At 28.2% G+C, this 25260-nt stretch carries 25 protein-coding genes and 1 tRNA gene; 13 read left to right on the top strand and 13 right to left on the bottom strand.

Going from position 1 to position 25260, the window contains the following annotated elements; translation table 11 throughout:
* Positions 1-20: 20 nt before the first annotated feature.
* Together PG912_RS02280 and der are read right to left on the bottom strand one after the other, a co-directional pair.
* The gene (locus tag PG912_RS02280) at positions 21-2789 is read right to left on the bottom strand and encodes an outer membrane beta-barrel protein (protein ID WP_275688307.1); all 2769 of its coding nucleotides are present in this window, start codon (positions 2787-2789) and stop codon (positions 21-23) included.
* 86 nt (positions 2790-2875) lie between these two features.
* Positions 2876-4180, bottom strand: a complete 1305-nt coding sequence (gene der / locus PG912_RS02285; RefSeq protein ID WP_260586366.1) for a ribosome biogenesis GTPase Der — start codon at positions 4178-4180, stop codon at positions 2876-2878.
* 102 nt (positions 4181-4282) lie between these two features.
* On the opposite strand from der, the gene PG912_RS02290 reads away from it, so the two are divergent.
* Positions 4283-4789, top strand: coding sequence for a GTP-binding protein (locus tag PG912_RS02290; protein WP_275688308.1), 507 nt, complete (start codon positions 4283-4285; stop codon positions 4787-4789).
* Here PG912_RS02290 and era read toward each other — a convergent pair.
* Positions 4786-5667: a GTPase Era gene (gene era / locus PG912_RS02295; RefSeq protein WP_260586364.1), complete on the bottom strand. Its 882-nt coding sequence runs from the start codon at positions 5665-5667 to the stop codon at positions 4786-4788. The two genes, PG912_RS02290 and era, sit on opposite strands and share 4 nt — an antisense overlap.
* Positions 5668-5805: 138 nt before the next feature.
* On the opposite strand from era, the gene PG912_RS02300 reads away from it, so the two are divergent.
* From PG912_RS02300 to PG912_RS02350, 11 genes are all read left to right on the top strand, one after another.
* Positions 5806-5878: transfer RNA gene (locus tag PG912_RS02300), tRNA-Met, on the top strand.
* Between the two features lie 152 nt (positions 5879-6030).
* Complete coding sequence (locus PG912_RS02305; RefSeq protein WP_275688309.1) at positions 6031-6750, top strand: glycosyltransferase; 720 nt, start codon at positions 6031-6033, stop codon at positions 6748-6750.
* A 97-nt stretch (positions 6751-6847) separates the two neighbouring features.
* Positions 6848-7750, top strand: a complete 903-nt coding sequence (locus PG912_RS02310; protein WP_275688310.1) for a nucleotidyltransferase domain-containing protein — start codon at positions 6848-6850, stop codon at positions 7748-7750.
* Positions 7743-9209 (top strand): B12-binding domain-containing radical SAM protein, encoded by a 1467-nt coding sequence (locus PG912_RS02315; RefSeq protein ID WP_275688311.1) that lies wholly within the window; start codon positions 7743-7745, stop codon positions 9207-9209. Before PG912_RS02310 ends, PG912_RS02315 begins: the two co-directional genes overlap by 8 nt.
* The gene (locus PG912_RS02320) at positions 9202-9984 is read left to right on the top strand and encodes a class I SAM-dependent DNA methyltransferase (RefSeq protein WP_275688312.1); all 783 of its coding nucleotides are present in this window, start codon (positions 9202-9204) and stop codon (positions 9982-9984) included. Before PG912_RS02315 ends, PG912_RS02320 begins: the two co-directional genes overlap by 8 nt.
* The gene (locus PG912_RS02325) at positions 9981-11360 is read left to right on the top strand and encodes a B12-binding domain-containing radical SAM protein (RefSeq protein WP_275688313.1); all 1380 of its coding nucleotides are present in this window, start codon (positions 9981-9983) and stop codon (positions 11358-11360) included. The genes PG912_RS02320 and PG912_RS02325 overlap by 4 nt, the downstream gene beginning before the upstream one ends.
* A gap of 179 nt (positions 11361-11539) precedes the next feature.
* Positions 11540-12490: a hypothetical protein gene (locus PG912_RS02330; RefSeq protein WP_275688314.1), complete on the top strand. Its 951-nt coding sequence runs from the start codon at positions 11540-11542 to the stop codon at positions 12488-12490.
* Between the two features lie 215 nt (positions 12491-12705).
* Positions 12706-13485, top strand: coding sequence for a carbamoyltransferase N-terminal domain-containing protein (locus PG912_RS02335; protein ID WP_275688315.1), 780 nt, complete (start codon positions 12706-12708; stop codon positions 13483-13485).
* Between the two features lie 22 nt (positions 13486-13507).
* The gene (locus PG912_RS02340) at positions 13508-14464 is read left to right on the top strand and encodes a carbamoyltransferase C-terminal domain-containing protein (RefSeq protein WP_275688316.1); all 957 of its coding nucleotides are present in this window, start codon (positions 13508-13510) and stop codon (positions 14462-14464) included.
* On the top strand, positions 14451-14858 hold the full coding sequence (locus tag PG912_RS02345; protein WP_275688317.1) for an SxtJ family membrane protein: 408 nt from the start codon (positions 14451-14453) through the stop codon (positions 14856-14858). Before PG912_RS02340 ends, PG912_RS02345 begins: the two co-directional genes overlap by 14 nt.
* On the top strand, positions 14859-15017 hold the full coding sequence (locus PG912_RS02350) for a DUF5989 family protein (RefSeq protein WP_275688318.1): 159 nt from the start codon (positions 14859-14861) through the stop codon (positions 15015-15017).
* A 15-nt stretch (positions 15018-15032) separates the two neighbouring features.
* Here PG912_RS02350 and PG912_RS02355 read toward each other — a convergent pair whose 3' ends face one another.
* The 6 genes from PG912_RS02355 to PG912_RS02380 are packed head-to-tail and all read right to left on the bottom strand — an operon-like array spanning position 15033 to position 19462.
* A complete protein-coding gene (locus PG912_RS02355) occupies positions 15033-15629 on the bottom strand; it encodes a hypothetical protein (RefSeq protein ID WP_275688319.1) in 597 nt (198 codons plus the stop codon).
* Positions 15626-15979, bottom strand: a complete 354-nt coding sequence (locus tag PG912_RS02360) for an SGNH/GDSL hydrolase family protein (protein WP_275688320.1) — start codon at positions 15977-15979, stop codon at positions 15626-15628. The genes PG912_RS02355 and PG912_RS02360 overlap by 4 nt, the downstream gene beginning before the upstream one ends.
* The gene (locus PG912_RS02365) at positions 15939-16172 is read right to left on the bottom strand and encodes a hypothetical protein (protein WP_275688321.1); all 234 of its coding nucleotides are present in this window, start codon (positions 16170-16172) and stop codon (positions 15939-15941) included. The genes PG912_RS02360 and PG912_RS02365 overlap by 41 nt, the downstream gene beginning before the upstream one ends.
* Positions 16159-16827: a methyltransferase gene (locus tag PG912_RS02370; RefSeq protein WP_275688322.1), complete on the bottom strand. Its 669-nt coding sequence runs from the start codon at positions 16825-16827 to the stop codon at positions 16159-16161. Before PG912_RS02370 ends, PG912_RS02365 begins: the two co-directional genes overlap by 14 nt.
* 8 nt (positions 16828-16835) lie before the next feature.
* Positions 16836-18380 (bottom strand): B12-binding domain-containing radical SAM protein, encoded by a 1545-nt coding sequence (locus tag PG912_RS02375; RefSeq protein WP_275688323.1) that lies wholly within the window; start codon positions 18378-18380, stop codon positions 16836-16838.
* Positions 18381-18382: 2 nt separating this feature from the next.
* Positions 18383-19462, bottom strand: coding sequence for a radical SAM protein (locus PG912_RS02380; RefSeq protein ID WP_275688324.1), 1080 nt, complete (start codon positions 19460-19462; stop codon positions 18383-18385).
* A gap of 151 nt (positions 19463-19613) precedes the next feature.
* On the opposite strand from PG912_RS02380, the gene PG912_RS02385 reads away from it, so the two are divergent.
* Entirely contained in the window at positions 19614-20441 is an 828-nt protein-coding gene (locus PG912_RS02385) for a class I SAM-dependent methyltransferase (RefSeq protein ID WP_275688325.1), read from the top strand.
* A gap of 26 nt (positions 20442-20467) precedes the next feature.
* On the opposite strand, the gene PG912_RS02390 is transcribed toward PG912_RS02385, so the two are convergent.
* The 4 genes from PG912_RS02390 to PG912_RS02405 form a co-directional block, all read right to left on the bottom strand.
* Positions 20468-21178, bottom strand: a complete 711-nt coding sequence (locus tag PG912_RS02390; RefSeq protein ID WP_275688326.1) for a hypothetical protein — start codon at positions 21176-21178, stop codon at positions 20468-20470.
* Positions 21179-21708: 530 nt separating this feature from the next.
* Positions 21709-23139, bottom strand: a complete 1431-nt coding sequence (locus PG912_RS02395; protein ID WP_275688327.1) for a B12-binding domain-containing radical SAM protein — start codon at positions 23137-23139, stop codon at positions 21709-21711.
* Complete coding sequence (locus PG912_RS02400; RefSeq protein ID WP_275688328.1) at positions 23132-24379, bottom strand: glycosyltransferase family 87 protein; 1248 nt, start codon at positions 24377-24379, stop codon at positions 23132-23134. Before PG912_RS02400 ends, PG912_RS02395 begins: the two co-directional genes overlap by 8 nt.
* Complete coding sequence (locus PG912_RS02405; protein WP_275688329.1) at positions 24376-25260, bottom strand: B12-binding domain-containing radical SAM protein; 885 nt, start codon at positions 25258-25260, stop codon at positions 24376-24378. Before PG912_RS02405 ends, PG912_RS02400 begins: the two co-directional genes overlap by 4 nt.

Genomic DNA, 25260 nt, shown 5'->3' on the forward strand with positions numbered 1-25260 from the left:
TTTAAGTGATAATTTAGTGATTAAAAATGCATATTGTAATCTCGCACTTTTCCTTTTTTACCTAAGCTGTTAAATTTCCAGCTAAAGCCTAACATGAAATATTGTTGTAATACAGTACTTTGAGAATCTTCAATGTAATTTGAACTAGCTCTACGTTGCGCATTTGTATTTTGATTTAATAAATCATAGGCTTTTAAACTGATAGTTCCTTGGTCTTTTAATACTGAATAAGCTAAGGTTGCATTCCAAAACCAAGCTGCTTTATCAAAACCAACAATATTAGGATTATAAGTATATTTTATATCATTTCTCCACTCTAATTTTTTAGGAAAATTTGTTTTTGTTCTTATTGTTAATGTCTGCCTTGTGAAATCTTGATTTTGAGTAGTGTTTATATCGTATTTTGTTTTCGAAAAAGAAACGTCATAGCGTGTTTCAATAGAAATAAGTTTATTCCACTCTAAAGTTACTCCTAAGTTAGGTCTTAACGCAGTTGTTTGTGCCCCTTCTTTTATATTGTTTAGAATATTAAAGTTTTTATATATGCTGATATTTGAACCTGCTCTAAGTTTTAAAGTAGTAATAGAATCTAATTTTACCTTTTTACTATAGCTACCTCCTCCAAAAAAGTCGTAACCTCCATCAGTATTTTCGTAGGTAGAATTTCTAATAAATTCATCAGAAATTGTAGTGTTAGAAATAATTTGATTTTTAAACATACTTCCGCTTATATACAGATACATTCCAGTACCAGCTTGCCAATTATATTTATTGAAGTTAATATAAGCTCGGTGATTTTGCGTTGGTTTTAATTCTGGGTTACCAGTAATTATATTTGATGGATTGCTAACGTTTTCGAAAGGTTGAATTTGATTAATGCCAGGAACTCTGTTTGTTAAACGATAATCGAAATAAATAGAAGCTTTTGAATCGAATCGATATCTAAATCCTGCATCTAAAGCGATGTTGTTAAACTTCTTATTTAAACTTAAATTAGGGCGTAATTTATCGTTGTTCTCTAAAGTTCTGTTTACATAACCTGTTTCGAAATTAAAACGCCATTTTTTAGTTTTGTAAATCAATTCTAAAGAAGGTGTTTTTGCAATGTCATTATACGTAAAATCAGAACTTAAGTTCTGATTAAAATCAGCATATTGCTGAGAAGTATTATTAAAGTCATAAGTATCTTCTTTATTTTCTCTTTCATCACTTTGATAACTATATTTTGCATCCAAAAATAATTTTTTAGCTAAAGGAAAACGATAAGTTATCATTGTATTAAAGCTATTTAAGTTATTTGAGATAGTACTTTTTTGATCTCTATTTTCTATACTAGCATTACTACCAAATACTTCAATAGTAGATTCGTTTACTTCTTCAGTATCTGATTTATCTATTTGATTAGTAATAGATGCTTTAATAAACGCACCTTTAGACCCTATTTTTTTAGTAACATCAATAGTGTTTTTAAAATTGTTAGCTTCAGATTTAGCGTAAGAATTACTGGTGTAACTGTTGGTTAAGTTATTACTTTCATCTAAAGATTCTTCTTGCCTGTTGTTACTTCCTTCTCTCTTATTAAAAACAAAAGAAGGTTTTACATTAATTAAGAAGGTTGAATCTATTTCGATATCAAACTCAGTAGTAATACTATGGTTATGATTTTCATCATTTGATTTTGAGATAGCATTAGAGAAATATTTTCCGTCAGGAAGTGTATATTCTTTATTGCTCTTTGATTCGTCACTTGAATTACTACCAGAATAAAAATAATTAGCATTTACATCCAAGCCTTTTCCGTATTGATCAGCATAAGTTGCACCAGCAGTCTTAGATTTTACAATTCCGCTTCCACCACCAAAACGTCTTCCGTTAATACTGAAGCTACCGTTTCCGCCAATCCAATTATTTCCACCACCAAACATTTTTTGAATCTCTCCAAAACTAAAACCAGGAGAGTTAATGTTGTTTGTGCTGGCCAAAACACTAAAACGTTGGTCGTTGTTAAAACGATTAACCATCGTTGCACCTTCGTAACGCTTGTCTGTTCCTGCACCAGCAGAAACTCTACCAAACCAACCTTTGTTGTTTTCTTTTTTTATAGTAAGGTTTATTGTTTTATTATTGGCATCGCCTTTTTCACCGGCAAAAGCTTCAGATTTTGATTTTGTATCAGTAATCTGAACTTTTTCAATAATTTCTTTTGTTAGGTTTTTAGTAGTGATACTAGGATCGTTTCCAAAAAAAGGTTTTCCGTTTACTAAAATTTTATTTACTTCCTTTCCGTTTACAGTAATTTTACCAGCTTCATCAACTTCTACACCAGGTAGTTTTTTTAATAAATCTTCAACATTAGCATCTTTTTTTGTTTTAAAAGATTTTACGTTAAACTCTAATGTGTCTTTTTTTATGGTAATAGGAGCTCTAGAGGTAATAACAACTTCATTAAGTAAGTTGCTTTCTTCCTTTAGATTAATAATACCTAAATTAAAAGTTGTCTTTTCACCTAAAGAAATTGCTTTAGCATAGCTGTCTTTTCCAATATAAGAAACAAATAATTTTAAATCTTTATGAAAAGATTTTCCTTCTAACGAAAAAAGACCTTTGTCGTTTGATATTGTGTACGAAACAACAGTACTATCTTTTATTCTTTCTAAATGAACTGTAGCAGCTTCAATTGGTGTTTTTTCTTTTCCAGAATTTATCTTACCTGTAATTTTAAATGGATAAGATTGTGCAAAAATACTCGTAGTAAGTAATAGCGTAAAAACAAAAAGTAGTTTTTTCATTGCCTTTTTTATGAATTATTTAATGATTCGTAAAGGAACTGAAAAAACTACTTTTAAATAGTTAAAATATGTTAAAGCTATTATTATTATTTCTGTCTAAAATAAATAATAATAGGTACTCCATTAAAATTGTAACGCTCACGAAGTTGATTTTCTAAATAACGTCTGTATGGCTCTCTAATGTACTGAGGTAAATTAGCGAAAAATGCAAATTGTGGTGTATACGTAGGTAGTTGCATACAGTATTTAATTTTTACATATTTTCCTTTAATTGCAGGTGGAGGGTTTTGAGCCAAAATATCTAACATTGTTTCATTCAATTTACTTGTTTGAATACGACGTTTTCTGTTTTCAAAAACTTCTACTGCAGATTCGATTGCCTTAAAAATACGTTGCTTTGTTAATACTGAAGTAAAGATAATAGGTACATCACTAAAAGGAGCAATGGTCTGTCTTATTTTTGCTTCAAAATCACGCATGGTATTCGTTTCTTTCTCAATTAAATCCCATTTATTGACAAGTATAACGACTCCTTTTTTGTTTTTCTCAGCTAACCAAAATATTTTTTCATCTTGTCCTTCAAAATCACGAGTTGCATCAATAACTAAAACTGCAACATCACAATGTTCAATAGCACGAACTGCACGCATTACTGAATAAAATTCTAAATCTTCTTTTACTTTCGATTTTTTTCTAATCCCAGCAGTATCTACTAAGTTAAATTCAAAACCAAAACGATTATATTTTGTATCAATAGAATCTCTGGTTGTACCAGCAATATTGGTAACAATGTTTCTGTCCTCGCCAATTAACGCATTGATAAATGATGATTTTCCTGCATTAGGTCGACCAACAATAGCAAAACGAGGAAGTTCGTTTTCTTCAACCTCTTCTTCTTCAGGAATTTCTTTGGCAACAGCATCTAATAATTCACCTGTTCCACTACCATTTATTGATGAAATGGTGTGGTATTCACCTAAACCAAGGTTGTAAAATTCAACAGCATCTGCATCACGCATTGCATTATCTACCTTGTTAACAGCCATAATTAGTGGCTTCTTAACTTGGCGTAATATTTTAGCAACTTCATCATCCATAGGAGTAATTCCTTGCTCAACATCAACTACAAAAACAATAATATCAGCTTCATCAATCGCCAACTGAACTTGTTTACGTATTTCTCCTTCAAAAATATCATCCGACCCGACAACATATCCACCAGTATCAATTACAGAAAATTCCTTTCCGTTCCATTCAGACTTTCCGTAATGTCTGTCTCTCGTAACTCCACTTACAGAATCTACGATAGCTTCACGACGTTGTACTAAACGGTTAAATAAAGTGGATTTACCTACATTAGGTCTTCCAACAATGGCTACAATACTACTCATTATGCAAAAATTTGTGCAAAGATACAACTTACGTTATGAAATTAAGCCGAATTTTAAATAGTATACTATTTTTACTACATTGTAGGCGAATAATTTATAAGTATGGATGATCAATTATATAATCAGATTTTTTTAAAGCCAAGGTTTCAAATTGATTTTAAGATGAATTCTGCAATTTTGTTGGCTGAAATTAAAAATCATTTATCAGATGTAACGGTTTATGAAATGAGGATAGTAGACAATCATGTAATTATTGATGTGCCTAAAAAGGAAACTCATTTTTGGTCGCCTCAGTTATATCTCGAAATAGAAAAATTATCTGAAACAACTTCTTTAATTAAAGGGCTATTTGATCCGAAGCCACAAGTATGGACATTCTTTATGTTCTTGCATTTTATTGTTGCTATTGCTTTTTTAATTTTCGGAATAATGGCATACAGCAATTGGTCTTTACAAAAGGAGTCAATATTCCCCGTAGTAATGATGGTTGTTTTACCCATTATATGGGTGGCGTTTTATCTTGTAGGAAGTTTAGGTAAATCTACAGGTAAAAAGCAAATGGATGAATTAAAAATTTTTACAAAGTTATTATTACGAAAAATAAATTAATCTTTATAGCCAAAACGTTTTAACTGTCGTTCATTAGAACGCCAATTCTTATTTACTTTTACGTAGAGTTCTAAAAATACTTTTTTATCAAAAAACAACTCTAAGTCTTTACGCGATTCTGTTCCTACACGTTTAAGAGCAGTTCCTTTATGACCAATAATTATTCCTTTTTGAGTGTCGCGTTCCACCATAATTACCGAGCGGATTTTTATAATGCTTTCTTCCTCAAAAAATTCTTCAGTTTCTACTTCTATCGAATACGGAATTTCTTTTTTATAATGTGTTAGAATTTTTTCGCGAATTTTCTCATTTACAAAAAAACGTTCAGGTTTATCTGTTAATTGATCCTTCGGATAAAAGGCTGGTGCTTCTGGTAGTAATTCTATTATTTTTGAAAAAACAGTATCGATATTAAATTTTTCTAAGGCAGAAATCACATAAACAAATGCATTAGGCACTTTGTTTTTCCAGTATTCAATTTTATCTTCAACTTCTTGTTGTGATGATTTGTCTATCTTATTTAATAATAGGATAACAGGAATCTCACTGTGAATGATTTTATTAAAGAATGCTTCATTTTTTAATTCTTTCTCGCCAACTTCTACCATGTAAATTAATACATCAGCATCTTCAAAAGCTGATTTTACAAAATCCATCATAGATTGTTGTAGCTCATAAGCAGGTTTAATGATTCCTGGAGTGTCAGAAAAAACAACTTGATGATTGTCGTCATTAACAATTCCTAAAATACGATGTCTTGTCGTTTGTGCTTTAGGTGTAATAATTGATAATTTCTCGCCAACCAATGCGTTCATTAAAGTTGATTTTCCCACATTTGGGTTTCCGATGATGTTTACAAATCCTGCTTTATGTGTCATGCGGCAAAGATAAGTTGTTTGAATTAAAAAAACTTTTTTTTATAATGCTGTTATTCTTAGAGTTACTAATTTTATTTTTTTAAAAGCTAGTTTTATTTGGATATGAGGAATTAAAAGGGGTATATTTGCACTCGAAATCGCGGGATAGAGCAGTAGGTAGCTCGTCGGGCTCATAACCCGAAGGTCACTGGTTCGAGTCCAGTTCCCGCTACTAGCAAAGAGTAATCAGAAATGATTGCTCTTTTTTTTGTTCTTTTGTGTTGTTAAAATCACTTTTCTAGAAGAGCAAGTCTTATTTTTAAAACTAAAAATAAGACTTGTTTCTTTGTTTATAAATTCACTAAATTAGCGAAAAGTGATTTGATGACTTTAACAATTTCAATTGTTCTTTATAATAATATAATTAGTGAGGTAGAAAAGTTAATAAACGATTTTTTAACATCATCGGTGGATTTATATATCTATATAATAGATAACTCTATTAAAAATAATAAAATTTCTTTTGACGGGTATAAAAATCTAACATATATATATAATAATGAAAATTTAGGATATGGTAGCGCTCATAATATTGGTATAAGAAAAGCGATTAATTTAAACTCTAAGTATCATGTGGTGGTTAATCCAGATGTAAGGTTAAGTAAAAATGCTATTAGTCAATTAGCTCTTTTTATGGATAAAAATAAAGAAGTAGGTTTGAGCACACCTAAAGTGTTATATCCATCAGGAGAACTACAATTTTTATGTAAGCTAATTCCAAGCCCAAAAGATTTGATCATTAGACGTTTTTCGCCGGTAAAAAAAATGATTCAAAAGAATGACCAGATGTATGAATTAAGAGGTTTTGATTATAATAGTAATATTGAAATACCATATGTGTCGGGTTGTTTTATGTTTTTCAGAACGAGTGTTTTGAAAAAAATGAATGGTTTTGATGAGCGTTTTTTTCTTTATTTTGAAGACTTAGATTTAACTAGAAGAGTTGGAGAAATATGTAAAATTTTTTTTTACCGGAGGCATTTGTTTATCATGCCTATAATAAAGAATCATATAGAAGTAGTAAAGTTTTCTTTTATCACTTAATCTCGTCAATTAAATATTTTAATAAATGGGGATGGATTTTTGATGAAAAAAGAATAAAAATCAATAAAAGAACACTTCTTCAAATAGAAATTAAGAAATGAATATTTTAAAAGCCATATCATATTTTTCTATTTTTAATTACCCTTTAACTTCTGAAGAGATTTTTAAATTTTCTGATATTAAAGGGAAAGATAAGATGGTTAAAGAATTGTCAAGTTTAGAGCAAAAAGGAGTTATTTATAATATTAAAGGGTATTACTCAGCTATTAATGATGAGGGTATTTTAGTTAGAAGGCTTAAAGGAAATAAAAATGCTGAAAATATAATGCCAAAAGCATGGAAGATAGCTAAACTTATATCGAACTTCCCGTACATTGAGAGTGTTTGTATTTCTGGATCGTTGTCTAAAGGGTATTTTGACGAAAAGAGTGATATTGATTTTTTTATTATTACAAAAAAGAATAGAATTTGGATAGCAAGAACTTTATTAATACTATACAAGAAAATATTTTTACTAAATTCAAAAAAATATTTTTGTGTAAATTATTTTATGAGCAGCGGGTATTTAAAAATAGATGAAGAAAATAGGTTTACGGCCACAGAAATAGCTACATTAATTCCTTTGTATGGAGAAACTACATTTAATAGATTTATTCAAGAAAATAAATGGGTGTATAGTTTTTTTCCAAACATTAATAGAAGGGAAGAAAATATTAAGACTAGTTGTAAAAGTGTTTTGCCAAAAATTATCGAAAACTTATTAGATTCCAAATTTGGTAATTGTATAGAACTTTTTTTTATGAAAATAACAATTAAAAAATGGAATAATAAATTTAACCATTTATCTAAAGAAGATTTTGAACTAGCATTTAAGTCTTCTGAAAATATTTCAAAGCATCACCCTAGTAATTTTCAAAAAAAAGTGTTATCAAAATTAAATGAAAAATACATAGAAATAGAAAAAATACATAATATAAAACTCACACAAGAATATGCTTAATATTGCTTTCTCACATTCTTATTTTTATCGGTTTGACGAAAAGCAGTGGAATAATAAAACTCCTTTTCCTCCACTAGGAACCATATATGCAGCGTCTTTTTTAAGAGAAAAAGGTCATTTAGTTAGTTTGTTTGACACAGGTTTATTGAAAAATATAGATTCTTTAGATTATTTTTTAAAGACTAATAAGTCCGATGTTTTTGTGCTTTATGATGACGGTTTTAATTACCTTACTAAAATGTGCTTAACCAATATGCGAGAAGCAGCATTTAAAATGATTTCAAAAGCAAAAAATAATAATTGTAAAGTCATAGTTAATAGTTCTGATGCTACTGATCATTATGAAAAATATTTGGAAGCAGGTGCAGATTTTATAATTCAAGGAGAGGGTGAGGTAACCCTAAAAGAGTTAATAGATAAGTTCCAAAATGAAGATGATACACTAATCGTTAATGGTGTTGTTTATACAAATGAGAAAGGAGAAATTATTAAAACACCTAAAAGAGCTGTTTATAAAGAGCTAGATAGCTTTCCTATCCCAGCTTGGGATTTAGTTAATATTGAAGATTATAAGAAAATATGGAAAGAAGGAGGTAAAGAGTTTACCTTAAATATTGCTACGACAAGAGGTTGCCCTTTTAAGTGTAATTGGTGTGCAAAACCAATTTATGGAAATAGATACAATTCACATTCTCCAAAATATATTGTAAATCATATTAGTTATTTACAAGAAAATTATGGAGTTGATAAATTTTGGATGTGTGACGATATTTTTGGATTGAAAGAAAAATGGGTTCAAGAGTTTAATGTTCTATTAAAACAAAAGAACATAAAAATAGAATATTATATACAGAGTAGAGCGGATCTTTTATTAAAAGAAGATAATATTCAAGCATTAGCCGAAAGTGGATTGACCGAGGTTTGGATTGGAGCCGAAAGTGGTTCTCAAAAAATTTTAGACGCTATGGATAAAGGAACAACTATAGCTCAAATAGAAAAAGCTACTCGTTTGTTGAAAGAAAAAAATGTTAAAGTAGCTTTCTTTATCCAGTTTGGATATTTAAATGAAACCAAAGAAGATATTGATTTAACGATTGATATGATACAAAATTTGTTGCCTGATAATATAGGTGTTTCTGTTTCTTATCCGTTACCAGGAACTCAGTTTTACGAAAAAGTAAAAGATGACCTTAAAATAAAAGCTAATTGGACAGATTCCGACGATTTAGCAATGATGTTTCAAGGGTCGTTTAATTCAAAATTTTATAGAAAACTCCAACGATATGTTCACAGGGTTTTTAGAAGAAGCCAAGGGGTTTTTAATTTGAAAAAAATTTTAAGAAATCCTTTTAAAGTGAAATTTTATGAATGGCGTTTAGTTTTCTTATTACCATATTACATAACTACCTCGATAATAAATAAATTGCAATTAAATAAATTAGAGAATATTAATGACTAGTTTTTTTGATATTGCAGCAAAAACATACGATGATACCTTTACAAATACTAAAATAGGTAGGGAACAACGTAAAAAAGTTTATAAAAATATTGAGCATGTATTTTCATCAGAAAAAAAAGTAAATGTTTTAGAATTAAATTGCGGAACAGGTGTAGATGCAATTGCTTTTGCAAAAAAAGGACATAATATAATAGCTACAGATATTTCAGAAGAAATGATTAAAGTAGCAAATAAAAAGAATAGCTATAATAATTTAAATTTTGAAGTTTTAGATTGTAAAAAAGTTTCAAAAGATTCTTTTAAAAAAGAATTTGATGTTATTTTTTCGAATTTTGGAGGATTGAATTGCCTCTCTTATGAAGAGTTAAGAAAGTTTATGAAAAAGGCTTCCGAACTACTAGTATCTGAAGGAAGATTAATAATGGTACTGATGCCTAAAAATTGTGTTTGGGAACAACTTTATTTTTTAGTTAAAGGAAGTTTTAAAAAGGCTCAAAGAAGAAATACAAATGAAACTTTATTGGTGAATGTTGATGATGTACAAGTGCCAACTTGGTATTTTAACCCAAAAGAAATAATTGAAATGTCTAAGGTAAATTATACAGTAATTAATTATTCTCCTGTAGGAATCGTAATTCCACCTTCTTATTTAGAAAAATCGTTTTTAACGAAAAAGCCTATTTGGAATGTTTTAAAAATAATCGAAAAAAGATTGTCAAATCGTTTTTTAGCGAGATATGCAGATCATTTTATAATTGAATTGATAAAAAAATGAATGTAGTTTTAACCCATGCATATTATTTATATGAAGATGATAAGGAGCAAAAAATTATGCGGCCTTATGCTCCTTTAGGATTATTGTATATATCAAGTTATCTTAATAAAAATAAAATTGAAAATCATGTATATGATAGTACTTTCTATTCATTTCAAGAGCAATTAGAGTTTATTGAAGAGAAAAAACCTAAGGCGATAGCTATTTATACTAATTTAATGACAAAAATTAATGTCATTAAATTGATTAAAAAGCTTAAAACAAACACTAAGTTAAGAGGTGTTAAGATTATACTTGGCGGATCAGATGTAACTTATAACTGTGAGAATTACCTAAAAGCAGGCGCTGATTTTTTGGTTATAGGTGAGGGAGAACAAACTACTTTAGAACTATGTTCAGCAATTCTTAATAATGAGAGTTATAACACGATTCAAGGAATCGCTTTTTTACTTGATGAAAAAGTTATTAAAACAGCCCCGAGAGTAAAAATAAAAGATTTAACTGATTTACCATTACCTAATAGAGAAGCAATACCTGTTTATAAGTATTTAGAAACTTGGAAAAAACACCATGGACAAAGCTCTATGACTGTAAGTACACAACGTGGTTGCCCATATACATGTAAATGGTGTAGTACTGCCGTTTATGGGCAAAGTTATCGAAGAAGGTCTGCAGACTTAGTTGCTCAAGAATTAAAATTATTAAAAAATAAGTATCAGCCGGATTCTATTTGGTTTGTTGACGATGTTTTTACAGTAAGCCATAAATGGATTAAAAGTTTTCATGAAGAAGTTATAAAACAAGATGCTATTATTCCTTTTGAATGTATTACGCGTGCAGAGAGATTAACCGATGAAGTTTTACAACTTTTAAAAGAAGCGGGGTGTTCTAGAATTTGGATTGGAGCAGAAAGTGGTTCACAAAAAATTGTTGACGCTATGGATAGACGTGTAGATATTAATGTAGTAAAAGCTGCAATTCAAAAGACAAACGCTTTAGGGGTAGAAACAGGTACTTTTATTATGGTTGGTTATCCTGGAGAGGAAGAAGAAGATATCTATGAAACAGTTAGGTATTTAAAAGCTGCAAATCCAACACATTTTACAATTACCGTTGCATATCCTATAAAAGGAACTTCATTGTATAATGAAATAGAAAAAAATATTACGATACAGCCTGATTGGAAAACTACAACCGATAGAGATATCGATTTTAAAAGAACATACTCTCGAAAATATTACGATTATGCAGTTAAGTATATTGTAAATGAAGTAAATGCTTCTAAAGAGCTTAGACAAGGAAATTACGTAAACGCTTTTAAAATGAAAATAAAATCATTATTATTATCCCAAATAATAATGAAGTTCTTAAAATAATTATGAAAACAAATAATAATAATAATATCTTTTTATATCTAAGTATTATCTTGCAATTTTCTTGTTTATGCTCTTCAACTAAAGAAAAAAAGGAAAATATAATCAATTTAAGATGGAACAAATCTTATGAGGGTGATACAATTGAAAAAGCGAGAACGAGCCTATATTGGTGTTACTCTATGATTGGAGCTAAAGTTTTAAATTCTGTTGTTTTACCTGAAGTTAAGGGTGTTTTTTCTGTAAGAATTAATGATATTGCTCTTGATGAAAAAGCTCTTATAAAAATAGAGATTCTACATAACAAGATTAAAACATCAAATGAATATAAACAGAAGAATTCAATAGATTTAGGGAGATATATTTCGTTGTTAATTGGATCTCCTGAACATTATTATGCAATTACTAATGTACCTGAAAAATTAGATACACTCTTATCTAATTACAAATTAAATATATCAAAAGGTTATATAAATAACTCACGAGTTTCTTTAGAGGATAGAATTATTGAATACTCTAACCAAGAAGAAACAAAGCAATTATTTTTATCAACTGAATTTGACTCAAAGAACAATACTATTGTAGAGTATGAGACTATAGAAATAATGGAAAACGGACAATTAAAATTTGGAATATTTGACGTAAATAAAAACAGAATTAATTCAGCAAATAGTAAACATACAAATGCTGGTAAACCAGCAAAATGTATGTGGTGTCATGAAAGTAATATTAACAAATTGTTTTCACCTCAAAATGATTTCCCAGGGTTCTTAACTTATCAACAATTGAATGATACACTGATTAAGTTCAATAATAGTTTAAAACTAAAACAAAATTCTCTTACAGAAGGTGTCGTTTACAGTAATAGTAAAGATCATGTAATGTTTGAACTAGGGTATATTACTTTTATGGAGCCTTCAGCTTTAAGATTGAGTAATGAATGGAATATACTTGAAAGTGAGGTGAAAAACCTACTAACATCATTACCTACTCATAAGCACGAAGAATATCCTTTCTTAGGAATTTTATATAATAGAAAAGATGTTGAACAATTTGCTCCTTATAAAAGTTTAGAAACATCAATGAGTATAAGAGAGGTATCTGAAGTTGAAGTAAATTATATTGAGCAATGATAAGTAATAAGGAAACGACTATAATATTGACTAGCTAAAGTATATTAGAAACATTACATAAAAGAGATAAAAAAGTCCTTTTAATATTGTAGGAGGTATTTTTTTTAACCCTTTGATGTATTTTTAGAAAAAGACAGAATAGCTACTTTATATTATATAAATAATTGAAATTATAATGAATTTTTATAAGAATTCTAATAAAAAAAATTAAGTAAATGATTTATATCTTGGGAATATCAGCTTTTTATCATGATTCTGCAGCTACCTTATTGCACAATGGAAAAATCATTGCTGCTGCTCAAGAAGAGCGTTTTTCAAGAATAAAACACGACCAAAAATTTCCTAAAATGGCAATCGAATACTGTTTGAAAGAAGCATGTATTGATATTTCAAAAATATCACTTATAGTTTTTTATGAAAAACCTTTTTTGAAATTTGATCGTATCATAAATACTATTCAAAAAACAACTCCTTTTGCTTTTAAATTTTTCAGAAAAGCGATAAAGTCTTGGATCAAAACTAAATTATGGATTCCGGTAGTTATTAAAAAAGAGCTGAATTACGATAAGGAAATTATTTTTTCTGAACACCATGAAGCTCATGCAGCTGGTAGTTTTTTTACCTCACCTTTTGAAAAAAGTGCCATTGTAACTATTGATGGTGTTGGAGAAAAAGCCTGTACCACTATTGGAATTGGGGAAAAAAATAAAGTTTCAATTTTAAAAGAACAGCATTACCCGAATTCATTCGGGTTGTTATATAGTGCATTTACACAATATTGTGGTTTCAAGGTCAATTCAGGAGAATACAAATTAATGGGATTGGCACCCTATGGAAAACCAATTTATAAACAGCTCATTTTAGATAATTTTGTATCGATAAGTGAAAAAGGAGAGGTCTTTTTAAATTTGGATTATTTTTCTTTTGATAAAGGAGAATCTACAATTAAGAAAGCTTTTTGTACTGTTTTGGGAAGGCTTCACAAGAAAACATGAAGAGGAAATAGATAGTTTTTATATGGATATAGCAAGTTCAATTCAAGTAGTAACAGAAGATTTTTTAATAACATTAGTTTCTTATGCTAAAAAAGTTACTGGATTAGAAAATATATGCATATCTGGAGGTGTTGCTTTAAATTGTAAAGCTAATGGAGAATTAATTTTACAGAAAGAAATTTTTAAAAAAATATGGATTCAACCTGCTTCTGGCGATAGCGGAACTGCTACCGGCGCTGCATTTATTGGTTGGTATCATTATTTAAATAAAGAAAGAGTTATCATAAATGATTCACTTAAAGAACAAATCTATTTAGATCCATCATTTAGCTCTGAAGAAATTAAAGCAGATTTACATAAATATTCTATTCAATTTGAGACTAAAATAGGTAAAACTCTTTGTGAAGACGTATCTGAGTACTTAAAAAATAAAAAAATTGTTGGCTGGTTTCAAGGTAGAATGGAGTTTGGACCTCGAGCATTGGGAAATAGAAGTATTTTAGCAAGTCCATTGTTTGAAGACATGAAAAAACATGTAAATATGCGTATTAAAAAACGTGAAGGATTTAGACCATTTGCACCAATTATTTTGAAAGAGAGAGCTCAAGAGTGGTTTCCTGATTGCAAGGGTTCTAGATACATGTTATTTACTTATAAGAGTAGCCAAAAAGAAAAAATTCCATCTTGTATTCACGAAGATAAAACGGCAAGAGTACAAACTTTAGATAATGATGATAATCCTTTACTTCATCAACTTATTTCTAAATTTGAAGAAAAGACTGATTGCCCAATTTTAATAAATACGTCTTTCAATGTTAGAGGAGAGCCTATAGTTTCTAAGCCTTTAGATGCCTTAAGATGCTTCTTTCAAACAGATATGGATGTTTTAGTTTTAGGAAATCACGTTGTTTTGAAAACTAAAAACACTAAAAATATAGCTACAGAACTTACAAAAATTCAAGAATATGAAATGGATTAAGACTGGCTTAAAGATTATTCAAGAAAATAGTAGTCAAAGAAAAAAACAAAAACAATTCGGATTATTATTAATAAGTTTTTGTTGTATTATTTTGGTAACTTTATTTTATAAGAATGGAGTTTTATTTGAGTTGAAACAAAACCTTCTAATCGGGGTTTTAATTATTTTAAGTTTGATTACTTTAATATTACCCAAAACCTTTTACCCATTTTTATTTGTTTGGTTTTTCATTGGATTTATTTTAGGTGAAATATCTTCTTTTTTTATATTAGGATTTTTGTATTATTGTTGTATTAGTCCAATTACTTTTTTCTTACGATTAAAAAACAAAAAAGAAGAAAATCAAGGATGGGTTGACAAAGAAAATATTATAGATTACAAAAAACTATCTTAAATGAATAAGTCTGTTATCTTCTTAGAATTTTTAAAATTTTTAATTCAACAAAAAAAGTATTGGTTATTACCAATAATTATAGTACTTATATTATTAAGTGCATTAATTTTATTTACTGAAAACTCAGTGCTTTCACCATTTGTATATACTTTATTTTAAATAAAACACTTTTATTTAATTATCGAAACTATTAATTGAAGGTGTTATTTTCTTTAGAATTTCATTAGCAATTATTTCATTTCCTTTTGTTCCTGTATGACAAATGTCAGAATAAATAGGTTCTGAATAGCCATCAAAAGCAGCACTTATATTAGTAAATGTTGGGTTTTTATTCAATAATGAATCTTGTTTTATTATGGAGTATGTTTTTAAATATGTATCTTTAAAATATATTCTTGCATCTTTCATTTTTGTTTCTAAAATTGAAGAAGTTGTTTTTTTTATGAAAAGTACAGGTTGAAAAAAGTTGAAAACTTTAAAATTATATTTCTTCGCAATTGCACTTGTTAGTTCTATATTTTTCCGATAATTTTTTACTATCTTTTTTGGTAATTCTTTCTTAGAAGAAATTGTTGTAGTTTTTCTTAGTCTCTTTTTTAAGTAAGACACCATTTTATAAATATAACTCGCATTTAGAAAAAGATATAATCGCTTTGTATAGTCTCTCTTTGTGTTGAATTCTACAATTCTGTTAACTGAATTGGTTGGTATTCTAATATCATCGTTTTCGTAAGCTGCTGAAACCTCATTAACACCATCATAAAAAATCACAAAATTGGGCCTTTATCTTTTTGTAATAATTGTTCTTGTAAAAGAATTAATTCCATGTCTCTTGTAAAACCAGGAATTCCTAAATTTAATACTTCGATTTTCAGATTGGGATATTTCTTTCTTAATCGTTGAGATAATATTGAAGGAATCGTATTGATATCATTTGTACCTATGCCATACATAGTGGATCCGCCAAGGCAATAAATTCTGATTTTTTCACCTCTAGAATTTTCATTAAAATTTGTTGTTTTCCTAAACCCTTCAGAGTTGATGTTATTATATTTTCCTTTAAAGGGACTTAATTTGTAGTTAACAAAAGGCCCATACCATATTAAGTTGATTGTTTTCATTATACATTTCTTTAACCTCATCTTCAGTCATGCTTGGATGTACATTGCTTTCAACCTTTAAAGAAACATAATCTTCAAATTCTTTAGACTTCTTGTATGTATACACAAAAAAGAGCAAAACCTCTAAAAATAAAAATAGAACAAGAACTTTTTTGAGTGTGTTAACGAGAAAAGGTGCTTTAGAATTTTTCATTTTTTTTTATTTTGTAGATATAATTTATTTCTCCTGTAACTTTTTTTTCATCGATACAAATTTGAGTTAAATTATTTTTTTTTAAGATTCTAAAAATCCTTTTCAAGTTACAATCTTGTGAAAGAATCATATAAATATCTTCATTAAAAGGACGTTTTGAAATTTGTTGAAATAACCTTTGAAAGTATTCAAATTCTTCACCGCAAAACCAAGCCTTTTCTTGATCATTTTTTGGTGCTCTTGGATAATAAGGAGGGTTTATAAAAATAAAATCAAATTGTTGTTTTGATACATTTTCAAATAAATCCGAATATAAAACATCAACTTCTACGTGGTTTTTAACTTTTGCATCTTTTAAAGCATTCAAAGCTATTTTATTGATATCTGTTGCGGTAACTTTTGCTCCTTTTGAAGATGCAAAAAGCGAAATAATTCCCGAACCACATCCTAATTCTAAAAAAGTCTTTCCTTCCATGTCTAGCTCCTTGATATAATTCAATAGAATTTTTGTGCTAAATGTAAAATGTGGAGGGAATACTTCAGGATATACGAGTACTTCTAAATCAGCATATCTAAACCGTCTTGGTTTTTTATAATATTTCTTGAACCAGAATTGAATAAATGGATCTATAATTCTTTTAATGAAAGCTCTCATATCTAAAATTATTCTGAATAAAAGCCTTCTATTTCTGGCTGGCGATACTTCCAAATTTTATGTAATACTTTTATTTCATATGGATATTTATAGAACCCTAATCGATATCGATAACCAGAAACTAGTTTTAATAAACTTTTCTTATAGCCTTTAATTCTAAAATCAGAGACTGTAGGGTAATAACCGTTTAAAACAGTTTCAAAATTTCTAATAGTGTCAATCATATATGGTTTTAGCCAAGGTGTTAGTGGGTTTTTTCGTAAATCAAAACTTTCCCAACTTGGTGATATCCATTCTTCTAAAGTCTCTGGGAAAGAAAAACCTGCTTCTAAAATTTGTTTATATAATTCTGATCCTTTTGTAGGTGTTGGACTGTATAAGTAGATAATAATTTCTGTATCTGGATTAATTTCTTTAATTTCTTTTATGAAATTGATGTCCCAAAGAATCTGTTTGTATACTTGTTCCTCAGTGTCAGCTGGCATTCCTAAAACAAATGACATTTCTGGAATTATCCCTGCTTTCCCCATTCGTAAGGCAAAGTCTTTAATCATTTTTCCAGATTGTGTACCACCTTTGTTCATTTGTTTCAATACCTCATCATTCCCTGTTTCAGCACCTAAGAAAATCATTTCACAACCTGCTTGTTTCATCAGTTTTAATTCTTCATCAGAATATTTATTTAGGGTATCAATTCTTCCTTCTCCCCAATATTTAATATTGTCATTCATAATTAAATTAGAGAATTCTAAGACTCTCTTTTTTGAAGTAAAGAAGTTATTGTCATGAAATTCTATTGCATCAATATTGTATTTGTCTTTAAAATATATCACATCTTGATACATTCCATCTGCTGATTTCCCTTTCCACCTACCATTGAAAATTGGTACAATTCCACAGAATGAACAAGTAAACGGGCACCCCATACTAGAATGATAAGACAAAGTTGTCTTTCCCATAAAAGTTTTTGCTAAATAATTTTTTAGAGGATAAAAAGTGTCTAAATATGTGTAAGGCAAAGTTGGTAACGCATCTTGATCTAATAATTTTTCTTTTTTCGTTCTAACAATTTCTCCTTTACTATTTCTGAAAATTAAGTTTTCAATACCGCCTAACTTTTCCTCAAAATTCACTTTATCTAATTTTTCTCCTTCTAAAACGCCTAACAAAGTAGGGAAAGTGATATCTCCAGTGCCATTTACAATATAGTCTACTAAATGAGAATCCATACAAACTCCATACTGATTTGAAGCGAAATAACCTCCCCATATAATTGTAATATTAGAAAATGATTCTCTTAGTTTTTTTGCAAAAGGAATTGCTTGTCTAAGTTGAGGCTCAGGCATCACAGTAGAACAAAAATATTTGAATTCTCCTGTATTAAAATAATTTAAAATGGTTTGCCAAGGATCTTCTTCTAAATTCCCATCAACAAATATATATTCGTATTTATCGTGAATTGAAGCGCCTACTTGTAAAATAGAATTAGGTATTCTATGTTTTCCATTTGCGCTTTTTGGGTTGAATATTATAATTTTATTGGTTTTTTTCATATTTAAAAAGCGCTACAACATCTACTACAAGCAGGGAAAAGTCCACCAGCTTTGTGTAAGTCCGTTCTTAATTTTTTTAATGCTCCAGAAGACCATATGCCTTTTAAAGATTGATCGTACATATTTCCTAAGTTTAAATTATAACATCGGCCATGAGCCGGAATAACAGAACCATCTGATTTAATCATGATACTTGTATATACCGCATTACACAGTTTTCCTATTATTTTCTCAGTCTGAAGATAATAAAGTTCTAAATTTTCTTTTGATGTGATTTCTGGTGAAAAATAAACGTTAAAAGGATACGTAGAATTTTTAATTGTCTCAATTTCATTTAATAAAGAATCTAAGTCCATGTTTTCAAAATCTATAAGGTCTACATTTGAATCAGATGCTGGATATAATAAATTCCAAGGAGAATTCTCATGTAGTTCAGCAGATTCTTTTGTTATAAATTGGGTATGCATAAAACCAATATCTTGAATAGGGAGGTGTTTTAATGAGTCTAATAGTTCGTGCATAGCACCAACATTCCACTCTGTGATTGCACAAATAACTTTAACGAGAGGTTTTCTTTTTTCATTAAGAAGTTCTTCAATACCTTCTATAGCTTTCTGAAAAGACTTTTTATGACCTCTAATTTCATTGTGAATTTCTTGAGGTCCATCTAATGAAACATAAACTTCATTAATACCAGACTCTACTAATTTTTTTGCTTTATGTTTTAATGTTAATGCGTTAGTGGTAATAGTAGTGTATAGTTGTTTTTTATTAGCATATTCTAGGGACTCTAATAAATGTGGGTAAACTAGAGGTTCAGTAAAAGCATATGCTAATTTTGAACTAGGATAATATTTTGAAGTTTGATCTATTATTTTTTTAATCAAATTTAGTGGCATATTTATTGGGTGTGTGCCAACTAAATTTTGGGCAAAGTTACTCTCTAAATTTTTGTTTCCAACATCACACATTTTACAATGCAGGTTACAAACATTATTAACTCCTAATACAATCCACTCTGGCGAAAATTGATATTTGCTTGGAAATAATTTTTTATTTATATTTTTTAGAGAACTTTTCATTTGATAAAGGTAAAAAATAAATTATTGTTGGTTTCAATTTTATTAATAAATGCATCGTAGTAAAATCAAATTTAACTATATTTAAACTCATGATACATCAGGTTTTTATAATATTTTTGATGTATAAAGACTTTATTTAAGAAAACTCAGAATGGATAAAAATATTTTGACCTTTTTTAATACCATTAATAAAGAATACATTCATCCAAAAGGAAAGAAAGCAACGCAAGTTTTATTGAATGAATTAATTCCTGTTGAGAATGAAAAAATTCTTGAAATTGGTTTTGGAACAGGGTCTTCTCTAATCCATACATTTTCTCATAGTGAGTCGATTAAACTTTATGGGGTTGAGAAAAGTAAACTAATGTTAAAAAAAGCTACTTCTAGAATTAAATTCTGTGGTTTAAAAGATAAAATTATTCTTAGTCTTCTTGAAGAGGAAACACAAAATATCCCTTTTCCTTCTAATTTTTTTGATAAAATTTATATAGAGTCTGTTCTTGGAATACAAGAAGGCGATTATTTAGAAAAAATGATTCGAGAAATAGGAAGAGTTCTTAAAACAGGTGGGGTGCTTTGTATTAATGAGTTGCTTTGGAGTACAAAAGTTCCTGTTGAAAAAATCCAAGCTACAAACAAATTTGTATTGAAAAATTTTGGAATTATTCAAGCAAACGAAAAATATCCGTATTTTAAAGATTGGGAAAAATTATTTATTAAAAATTATTTTTTTTTAAATAAATCTATGAATTTGAATGAAAGTCATCATTTTGATTCAGTAAAAAGTGATGTGAAATTAAAGCTTTTTCTTTCTCAAATTTTTTCTCTTTTGGGAGTGATAAAGAGTAAGATTTTTATTCGATATAGAAATGAATGGAATTCATATAAAAAGAATATGAATAAAATTGATAGTCAAATTACACTTGAGCCTTACTTGCTAAGGTTTATTAAATCAAATCCAACTAATAAAATTGATTAACTAAAAATATATTTACATAACAAATATTATTTTTTAAAAAGAAAGGAGTAGAAAAACATAGTCATTATTTGTGTTATAGCATTTGCTAACAATACACCTAAAGTGTTAAGGTCTAAAAATAAGAATATTATTGATAAAATTAAATTTAAAAATAGTCCAATAATACTAATTATTACAACTTTTCTTTCTTTATTAAATTTAAATAATTCAAGAATTTTAATACTATATATATATGTAGGGTATCCAATAAAAAAACCTATTAGATATTCAAAGGGAGTTAATGTTATATCAAAATAATTCTCTAAACAATAAGCAATAATTAGTGTAATTATAGAATTAAAAAAAACACCTAAAAAAGCTATTTGAAAACGAATTTTTTTTATGCTTTTTATATTAATTCTGTATATGTTTTTAATATATGGAAATAATAAGATAGTTATTATAGATTGTGAAAATATAAAGAAAGAAGATATGATTTGATACTCTCCTAAAGCTATATTGTTCTGGAAAAAAGCGTAAGTATATATATCTATTTTAGAATGTAAAAAACCAGTAATACCAATTAATAAAAAAGGAAGTCCAAATTTTAAATTTGAAAAATTAATGATAAAAAACTTAAATTTTAAAAAATAAGAATATTTAAAAGAAACAAAAATAGCTTTTAAAAACATATACAAAGCATAGAAAAGAATTAATTCATCTATTGTAATATGATCTTTCTTTAAAAATAATAACAAGTTTAAAAAGAAGAAACTACTTAGTTCAATTATTATAAGAAGGAGATAATCTCTGTTATAAAAAAAAATGGATAAAAAAGAATTATAAATAAAAGCACTTAGAAACCATATGATTAGACTAAAGTTATTTAAGTCTATTAATAAAACAAGGGCTAGAATACTTAAAAAAAGAATGGGAACTCTTGTTAAAAGTTGTTGTTGCCATGTTATAACCATATTTTTAGGATTAGTACTAAAAGCTTTTTGTAAATAAGTTTTTGTACCCCAATCAGAAAAAATTAAAGCAATAAAAAAATAAAGATGTACTTCTACAAAATTACCCCAAAGAGACTTAGAAAAATAATTTACAATTATATAGGATAATATTAAGGTTAATATAGGGGTTAGAATACTCCTAAAAAGATTTAACAAAATAGGTAAGTATCTTAATGTTTTTTTTTTCATTTTACTATATATACTATGCTCCTATTTAGATTACTGAGTCAAATATGTGCTTTTAAAATCCATTTTTGGGTATAGAATTTAAGATACTACTCTTTTACCAAAACATGTTTGTAATTTTTAATTGCAAATTTAAAAGTTTCCCAAAAATTTCGTTTTTCTGAACGTATGTATACCAAAAAATAAATAATACCAAACCAAGCTCTAAATAAAAAATTAGGTGGTAATTTTATAATTCTTTTAATAAAGGGAAATGTCCAAGGCCATAGTACAGCCGTTTGAAAAAACTTCTGTAAATTTTGCAATTCTCTTTTATGAGGAAGTTCTAATTGAGAGGAAAGGAAAAAAGATTTATCCAACTCTTCAACGGAAAAAGTTGGACTTAAGTAGCCTTTCTGTAATGAATAATCAGCTAATTCAGTACCAGGAAACGGCGAGAAAATAGAACACCAAGGGTAATCAGCTTTAATTTTAATGTTTAGTTCTACTGTTGAATAGGCATCTTCTAAAGTTTCATCTGGTAAGCCTAAAATGTTATATGTTCTAAATGTAATACCTGCTTCATGTAATAGTTCTGCTGCTTTTATAATTTCGTTATCATCTAATTTCTTTTTTAAAACTTGATTTCTTAAGTCTTCATTACCAGACTCTACTCCAAAAAATACAGATTGGCATCCTCCTTTAGCTAAGTTAAATGCATAATCTCTATCAGCAGCTACTAAATCAGCTCTAACTAAACAAATGAAGGGTAGGTTTACTTCTTTTTTATATCGCTCGAGGAATTCGTATAGCCATGATCGGTTCATTCCAAAAACATCATCAGCAAAATAAATCACTTCTACAGGAGTATCTCTTTTTAATTGAAGACATTCTTCAATTACTTTGTCAATATCACGAATTCTTACATATTTTCCTTTTCCTTTATATAAAGCGCGCATGGCATCTTCAAAACAGAACGAACAATGAAAGGGACAGCCTCTTGATGTAATTATATTTCTTACTTGTCTATGTTGTGTTTTATCAAGAGTGTGATATAGTTTTCTATCAGGATAGGGATATTCATCCATATCTTTACGTAAGTTACGAAGAGAATTATGTTTTGTTTTGCCTTCATTATCAATATAAGATAAGTTTGGAGTGTTTTTAAAACATTTATTTTTATCAATTGCATCAAGTATATCTAATACGGATTCTTCTCCTTCACCACGTATTAAATAATCAACACCTTCTTCTTTAATAAATTCAGGAAAAAAAGTAGGATGAGCACCACCAAATAACGTTGTTATATTATATTTTTTCTTTACTTCTTTTGCTATTTTTCTACCCCAATTATGACTCCCACTCATAATAGAAAAAGCTATTATGTCTGGATTGAATTTTTGAATTACTTCTTCAAAATCTTTTAGTTGATGTCCGATTTCTAAATCACATTCATGCCCATGTTTCTTTACCATAGATGATATGTACATTGAGCCAACAAATTCATAATCCATATTTTGTAAGAATAATAATTTAGCCATAATTTTTAGAAAGATGATTATTATAATGATGAGACAAAACCAAAAATAAACATAATAATACCCAAAACCTCGGATAGTGCAATAATAAATTAATAGTAAAAAAATTGCTAAGGTCAGGGATATGATGTATCTGAACACTAAATGTAATTAATGATAGTAGCGATACTACACTAATTGCTGTTTTTGATTTGAAGCTCTTTAACCATTTAAAAATAATTAAAAGAGGAAGTAATAATAGTAAAAAATGATAAGAAGCTGTAGCGGGTAATAGTAGAAAAATGCTAATTAAACAAATAGAAACAAAAATAGGAGTAGCTTTAAATTTATTCTTTTTAAATAATATAAATAGGATACTAACAATTCCTGTAAAAAATGAATATTTAATAATTGGTTTTAGAATAGAAGTATTAATAATTGGAAATGGATTTTTAATACTATCATATACAAATAAATTGTTGAGTAAAGAATCAATAGATTGAAAGCCAATAGAATATTTTCCTTGCCCTGGTAAATCCCCTTGTATATGAGATTGAAAATGTTGAAAAAAAGAAGAATAAGCCTTATTATCTATCAAAAAAAGGAGTAGAATAGAAACTCCAATGAAGGAAAGGGTATAGAATATAATGTTGTACTTATTTTTATTTTGAATTATAAATCCTAAAAAAAGAATTGGAACATATTTCAAAGAGCTAGTAATTCCAATAAGTAAACTAATTAGTAAAGGTTTATTTTTCATATATACTTGGCCAAAAACTTCTAGTAAAATAAATGCAATAACTAAATATATTTGTCCAGAAATTAAACAACTTATTAAAGGAATTGAAAATAAAGAAATAAAAAGCATAGTTGTAATTAGCGGCCATGCTGTTATTTCTTTTATTCTAAAAGGCAAGATAATTAATAGTAATACATTAAATATGAGCCATTTTTTTTTAGCTTTTAAAGGCTCCCATATAGTTAAAGGGATATAAGCATAAGCAGTAATAGGAGGGAAAGGAGAAAATTTTGCTCCAGATTTTATACCTAAGTTTTGCGCCTGTTTATAAAACCAATCGTTATTATAAAATTGATGAATTGATTTTCCTTCAAGAACGAGCTTTGAAGCAGTATAGTAATTGTTAAAATCAGTATTGACTTTTTTGCTTCCAGGAATAACCCCTTTCCATATAATAATTATAAAGGAGAATACTAGCCATAAAACTTTTAATACATTCAATATTGTTATTTTTCCTTTTATCATGTAGATTTATTTTTTGAAAAAAAACCTTTGAATATGTAGAAACCTTCGATTAAATGAATTTTAAATTCGATCCAATTACTAATACTAATCACTCTTTTAAAAAGATATTTAGGCCTAAAATAAAAAGATTTATAAGCTTTGTTTTTAAGTTTTTGTAATTCTTTTCTGCTAAGAACACCAGTGCCAATTGTAACTTCATTTCCCGATTGATCCATCACTTCTAATGAATCATTAATTAAGCCTTGTTCTAAAGCTTCTGTCCTAAAAGAAGTGTTACTTCTAGGTACAGCAATGTTAAATGAAGCATAATCAGCATCAATTTTTTTTGCAAAAGCTATTGTATTTAATATTGATTCTTTGGATTGCCCGGGTACACCTAATAAAAAAGTGCCTAGACGTTTGATTCCTATTTTTTTAGATAAAGCGAAGGTTGTTTCTATTTGTTGTATTGTGTAATGTTTTTTGTAATGTGTTAGTAAATCATCTTCAGCCCATTCAACTCCAAACATAATTAAGGAGCATCCTGCTTTTTTCATTAGTTTTAATTCGTTTTGATTTAGAACATCAACTCTAGAAAAACACATCCAATTTATCCCATAATTTACATCGATCATCCAATTTAAAATTTCGTTTGTAATTGCTTTTGATTGAAAAAAAGTTTGGTCAGAAAAATAAATAAATTTATAGCCACTTGCTTTTAGATATTTTAATTCTTCAATAATAGAAGCTGCCGTACGGGTTGTATAAGGTAAAGAAGACATAATACAAAATGTGCAAGGATAGGGGCAGGCGTAATTAGTTAAAACGGTAGCTATTGGAAGTGCATTGGCAAAAGGCATTCTATAATTACCTTTAAATAAATGCTGTTTTGGTAAAGCCAT

The sequence above is a fragment of the Tenacibaculum retecalamus genome, assembly GCF_027941755.1.
Taxonomy (GTDB): Bacteria; Bacteroidota; Bacteroidia; order Flavobacteriales; family Flavobacteriaceae; genus Polaribacter; species Polaribacter haliotis_B.

Bases quoted from the DNA above. Each gene is read 5' to 3' on its own strand.
- PG912_RS02280 (WP_275688307.1), bottom strand. From the start codon at position 2,789: ATGAAAAAACTACTTTTTGTTTTTACGCTATTACTTACTACGAGTATT.
- der (WP_260586366.1), bottom strand. From the start codon at position 4,180: ATGAGTAGTATTGTAGCCATTGTTGGAAGACCTAATGTAGGTAAATCC.
- PG912_RS02290 (WP_275688308.1), top strand. From the start codon at position 4,283: ATGGATGATCAATTATATAATCAGATTTTTTTAAAGCCAAGGTTTCAA.
- era (WP_260586364.1), bottom strand. From the start codon at position 5,667: ATGACACATAAAGCAGGATTTGTAAACATCATCGGAAACCCAAATGTG.
- PG912_RS02305 (WP_275688309.1), top strand. From the start codon at position 6,031: ATGACTTTAACAATTTCAATTGTTCTTTATAATAATATAATTAGTGAG.
- PG912_RS02310 (WP_275688310.1), top strand. From the start codon at position 6,848: ATGAATATTTTAAAAGCCATATCATATTTTTCTATTTTTAATTACCCT.
- PG912_RS02315 (WP_275688311.1), top strand. From the start codon at position 7,743: ATGCTTAATATTGCTTTCTCACATTCTTATTTTTATCGGTTTGACGAA.
- PG912_RS02320 (WP_275688312.1), top strand. From the start codon at position 9,202: ATGACTAGTTTTTTTGATATTGCAGCAAAAACATACGATGATACCTTT.
- PG912_RS02325 (WP_275688313.1), top strand. From the start codon at position 9,981: ATGAATGTAGTTTTAACCCATGCATATTATTTATATGAAGATGATAAG.
- PG912_RS02330 (WP_275688314.1), top strand. From the start codon at position 11,540: ATGATTGGAGCTAAAGTTTTAAATTCTGTTGTTTTACCTGAAGTTAAG.
- PG912_RS02335 (WP_275688315.1), top strand. From the start codon at position 12,706: ATGATTTATATCTTGGGAATATCAGCTTTTTATCATGATTCTGCAGCT.
- PG912_RS02340 (WP_275688316.1), top strand. From the start codon at position 13,508: ATGGATATAGCAAGTTCAATTCAAGTAGTAACAGAAGATTTTTTAATA.
- PG912_RS02345 (WP_275688317.1), top strand. From the start codon at position 14,451: ATGAAATGGATTAAGACTGGCTTAAAGATTATTCAAGAAAATAGTAGT.
- PG912_RS02350 (WP_275688318.1), top strand. From the start codon at position 14,859: ATGAATAAGTCTGTTATCTTCTTAGAATTTTTAAAATTTTTAATTCAA.
- PG912_RS02360 (WP_275688320.1), bottom strand. From the start codon at position 15,979: ATGAAAACAATCAACTTAATATGGTATGGGCCTTTTGTTAACTACAAA.
- PG912_RS02365 (WP_275688321.1), bottom strand. From the start codon at position 16,172: ATGAAAAATTCTAAAGCACCTTTTCTCGTTAACACACTCAAAAAAGTT.
- PG912_RS02370 (WP_275688322.1), bottom strand. From the start codon at position 16,827: ATGAGAGCTTTCATTAAAAGAATTATAGATCCATTTATTCAATTCTGG.
- PG912_RS02375 (WP_275688323.1), bottom strand. From the start codon at position 18,380: ATGAAAAAAACCAATAAAATTATAATATTCAACCCAAAAAGCGCAAAT.
- PG912_RS02380 (WP_275688324.1), bottom strand. From the start codon at position 19,462: ATGAAAAGTTCTCTAAAAAATATAAATAAAAAATTATTTCCAAGCAAA.
- PG912_RS02385 (WP_275688325.1), top strand. From the start codon at position 19,614: ATGGATAAAAATATTTTGACCTTTTTTAATACCATTAATAAAGAATAC.
- PG912_RS02395 (WP_275688327.1), bottom strand. From the start codon at position 23,139: ATGGCTAAATTATTATTCTTACAAAATATGGATTATGAATTTGTTGGC.
- PG912_RS02400 (WP_275688328.1), bottom strand. From the start codon at position 24,379: ATGATAAAAGGAAAAATAACAATATTGAATGTATTAAAAGTTTTATGG.
- PG912_RS02405 (WP_275688329.1), bottom strand. From the start codon at position 25,260: ATGGCTTTACCAAAACAGCATTTATTTAAAGGTAATTATAGAATGCCT.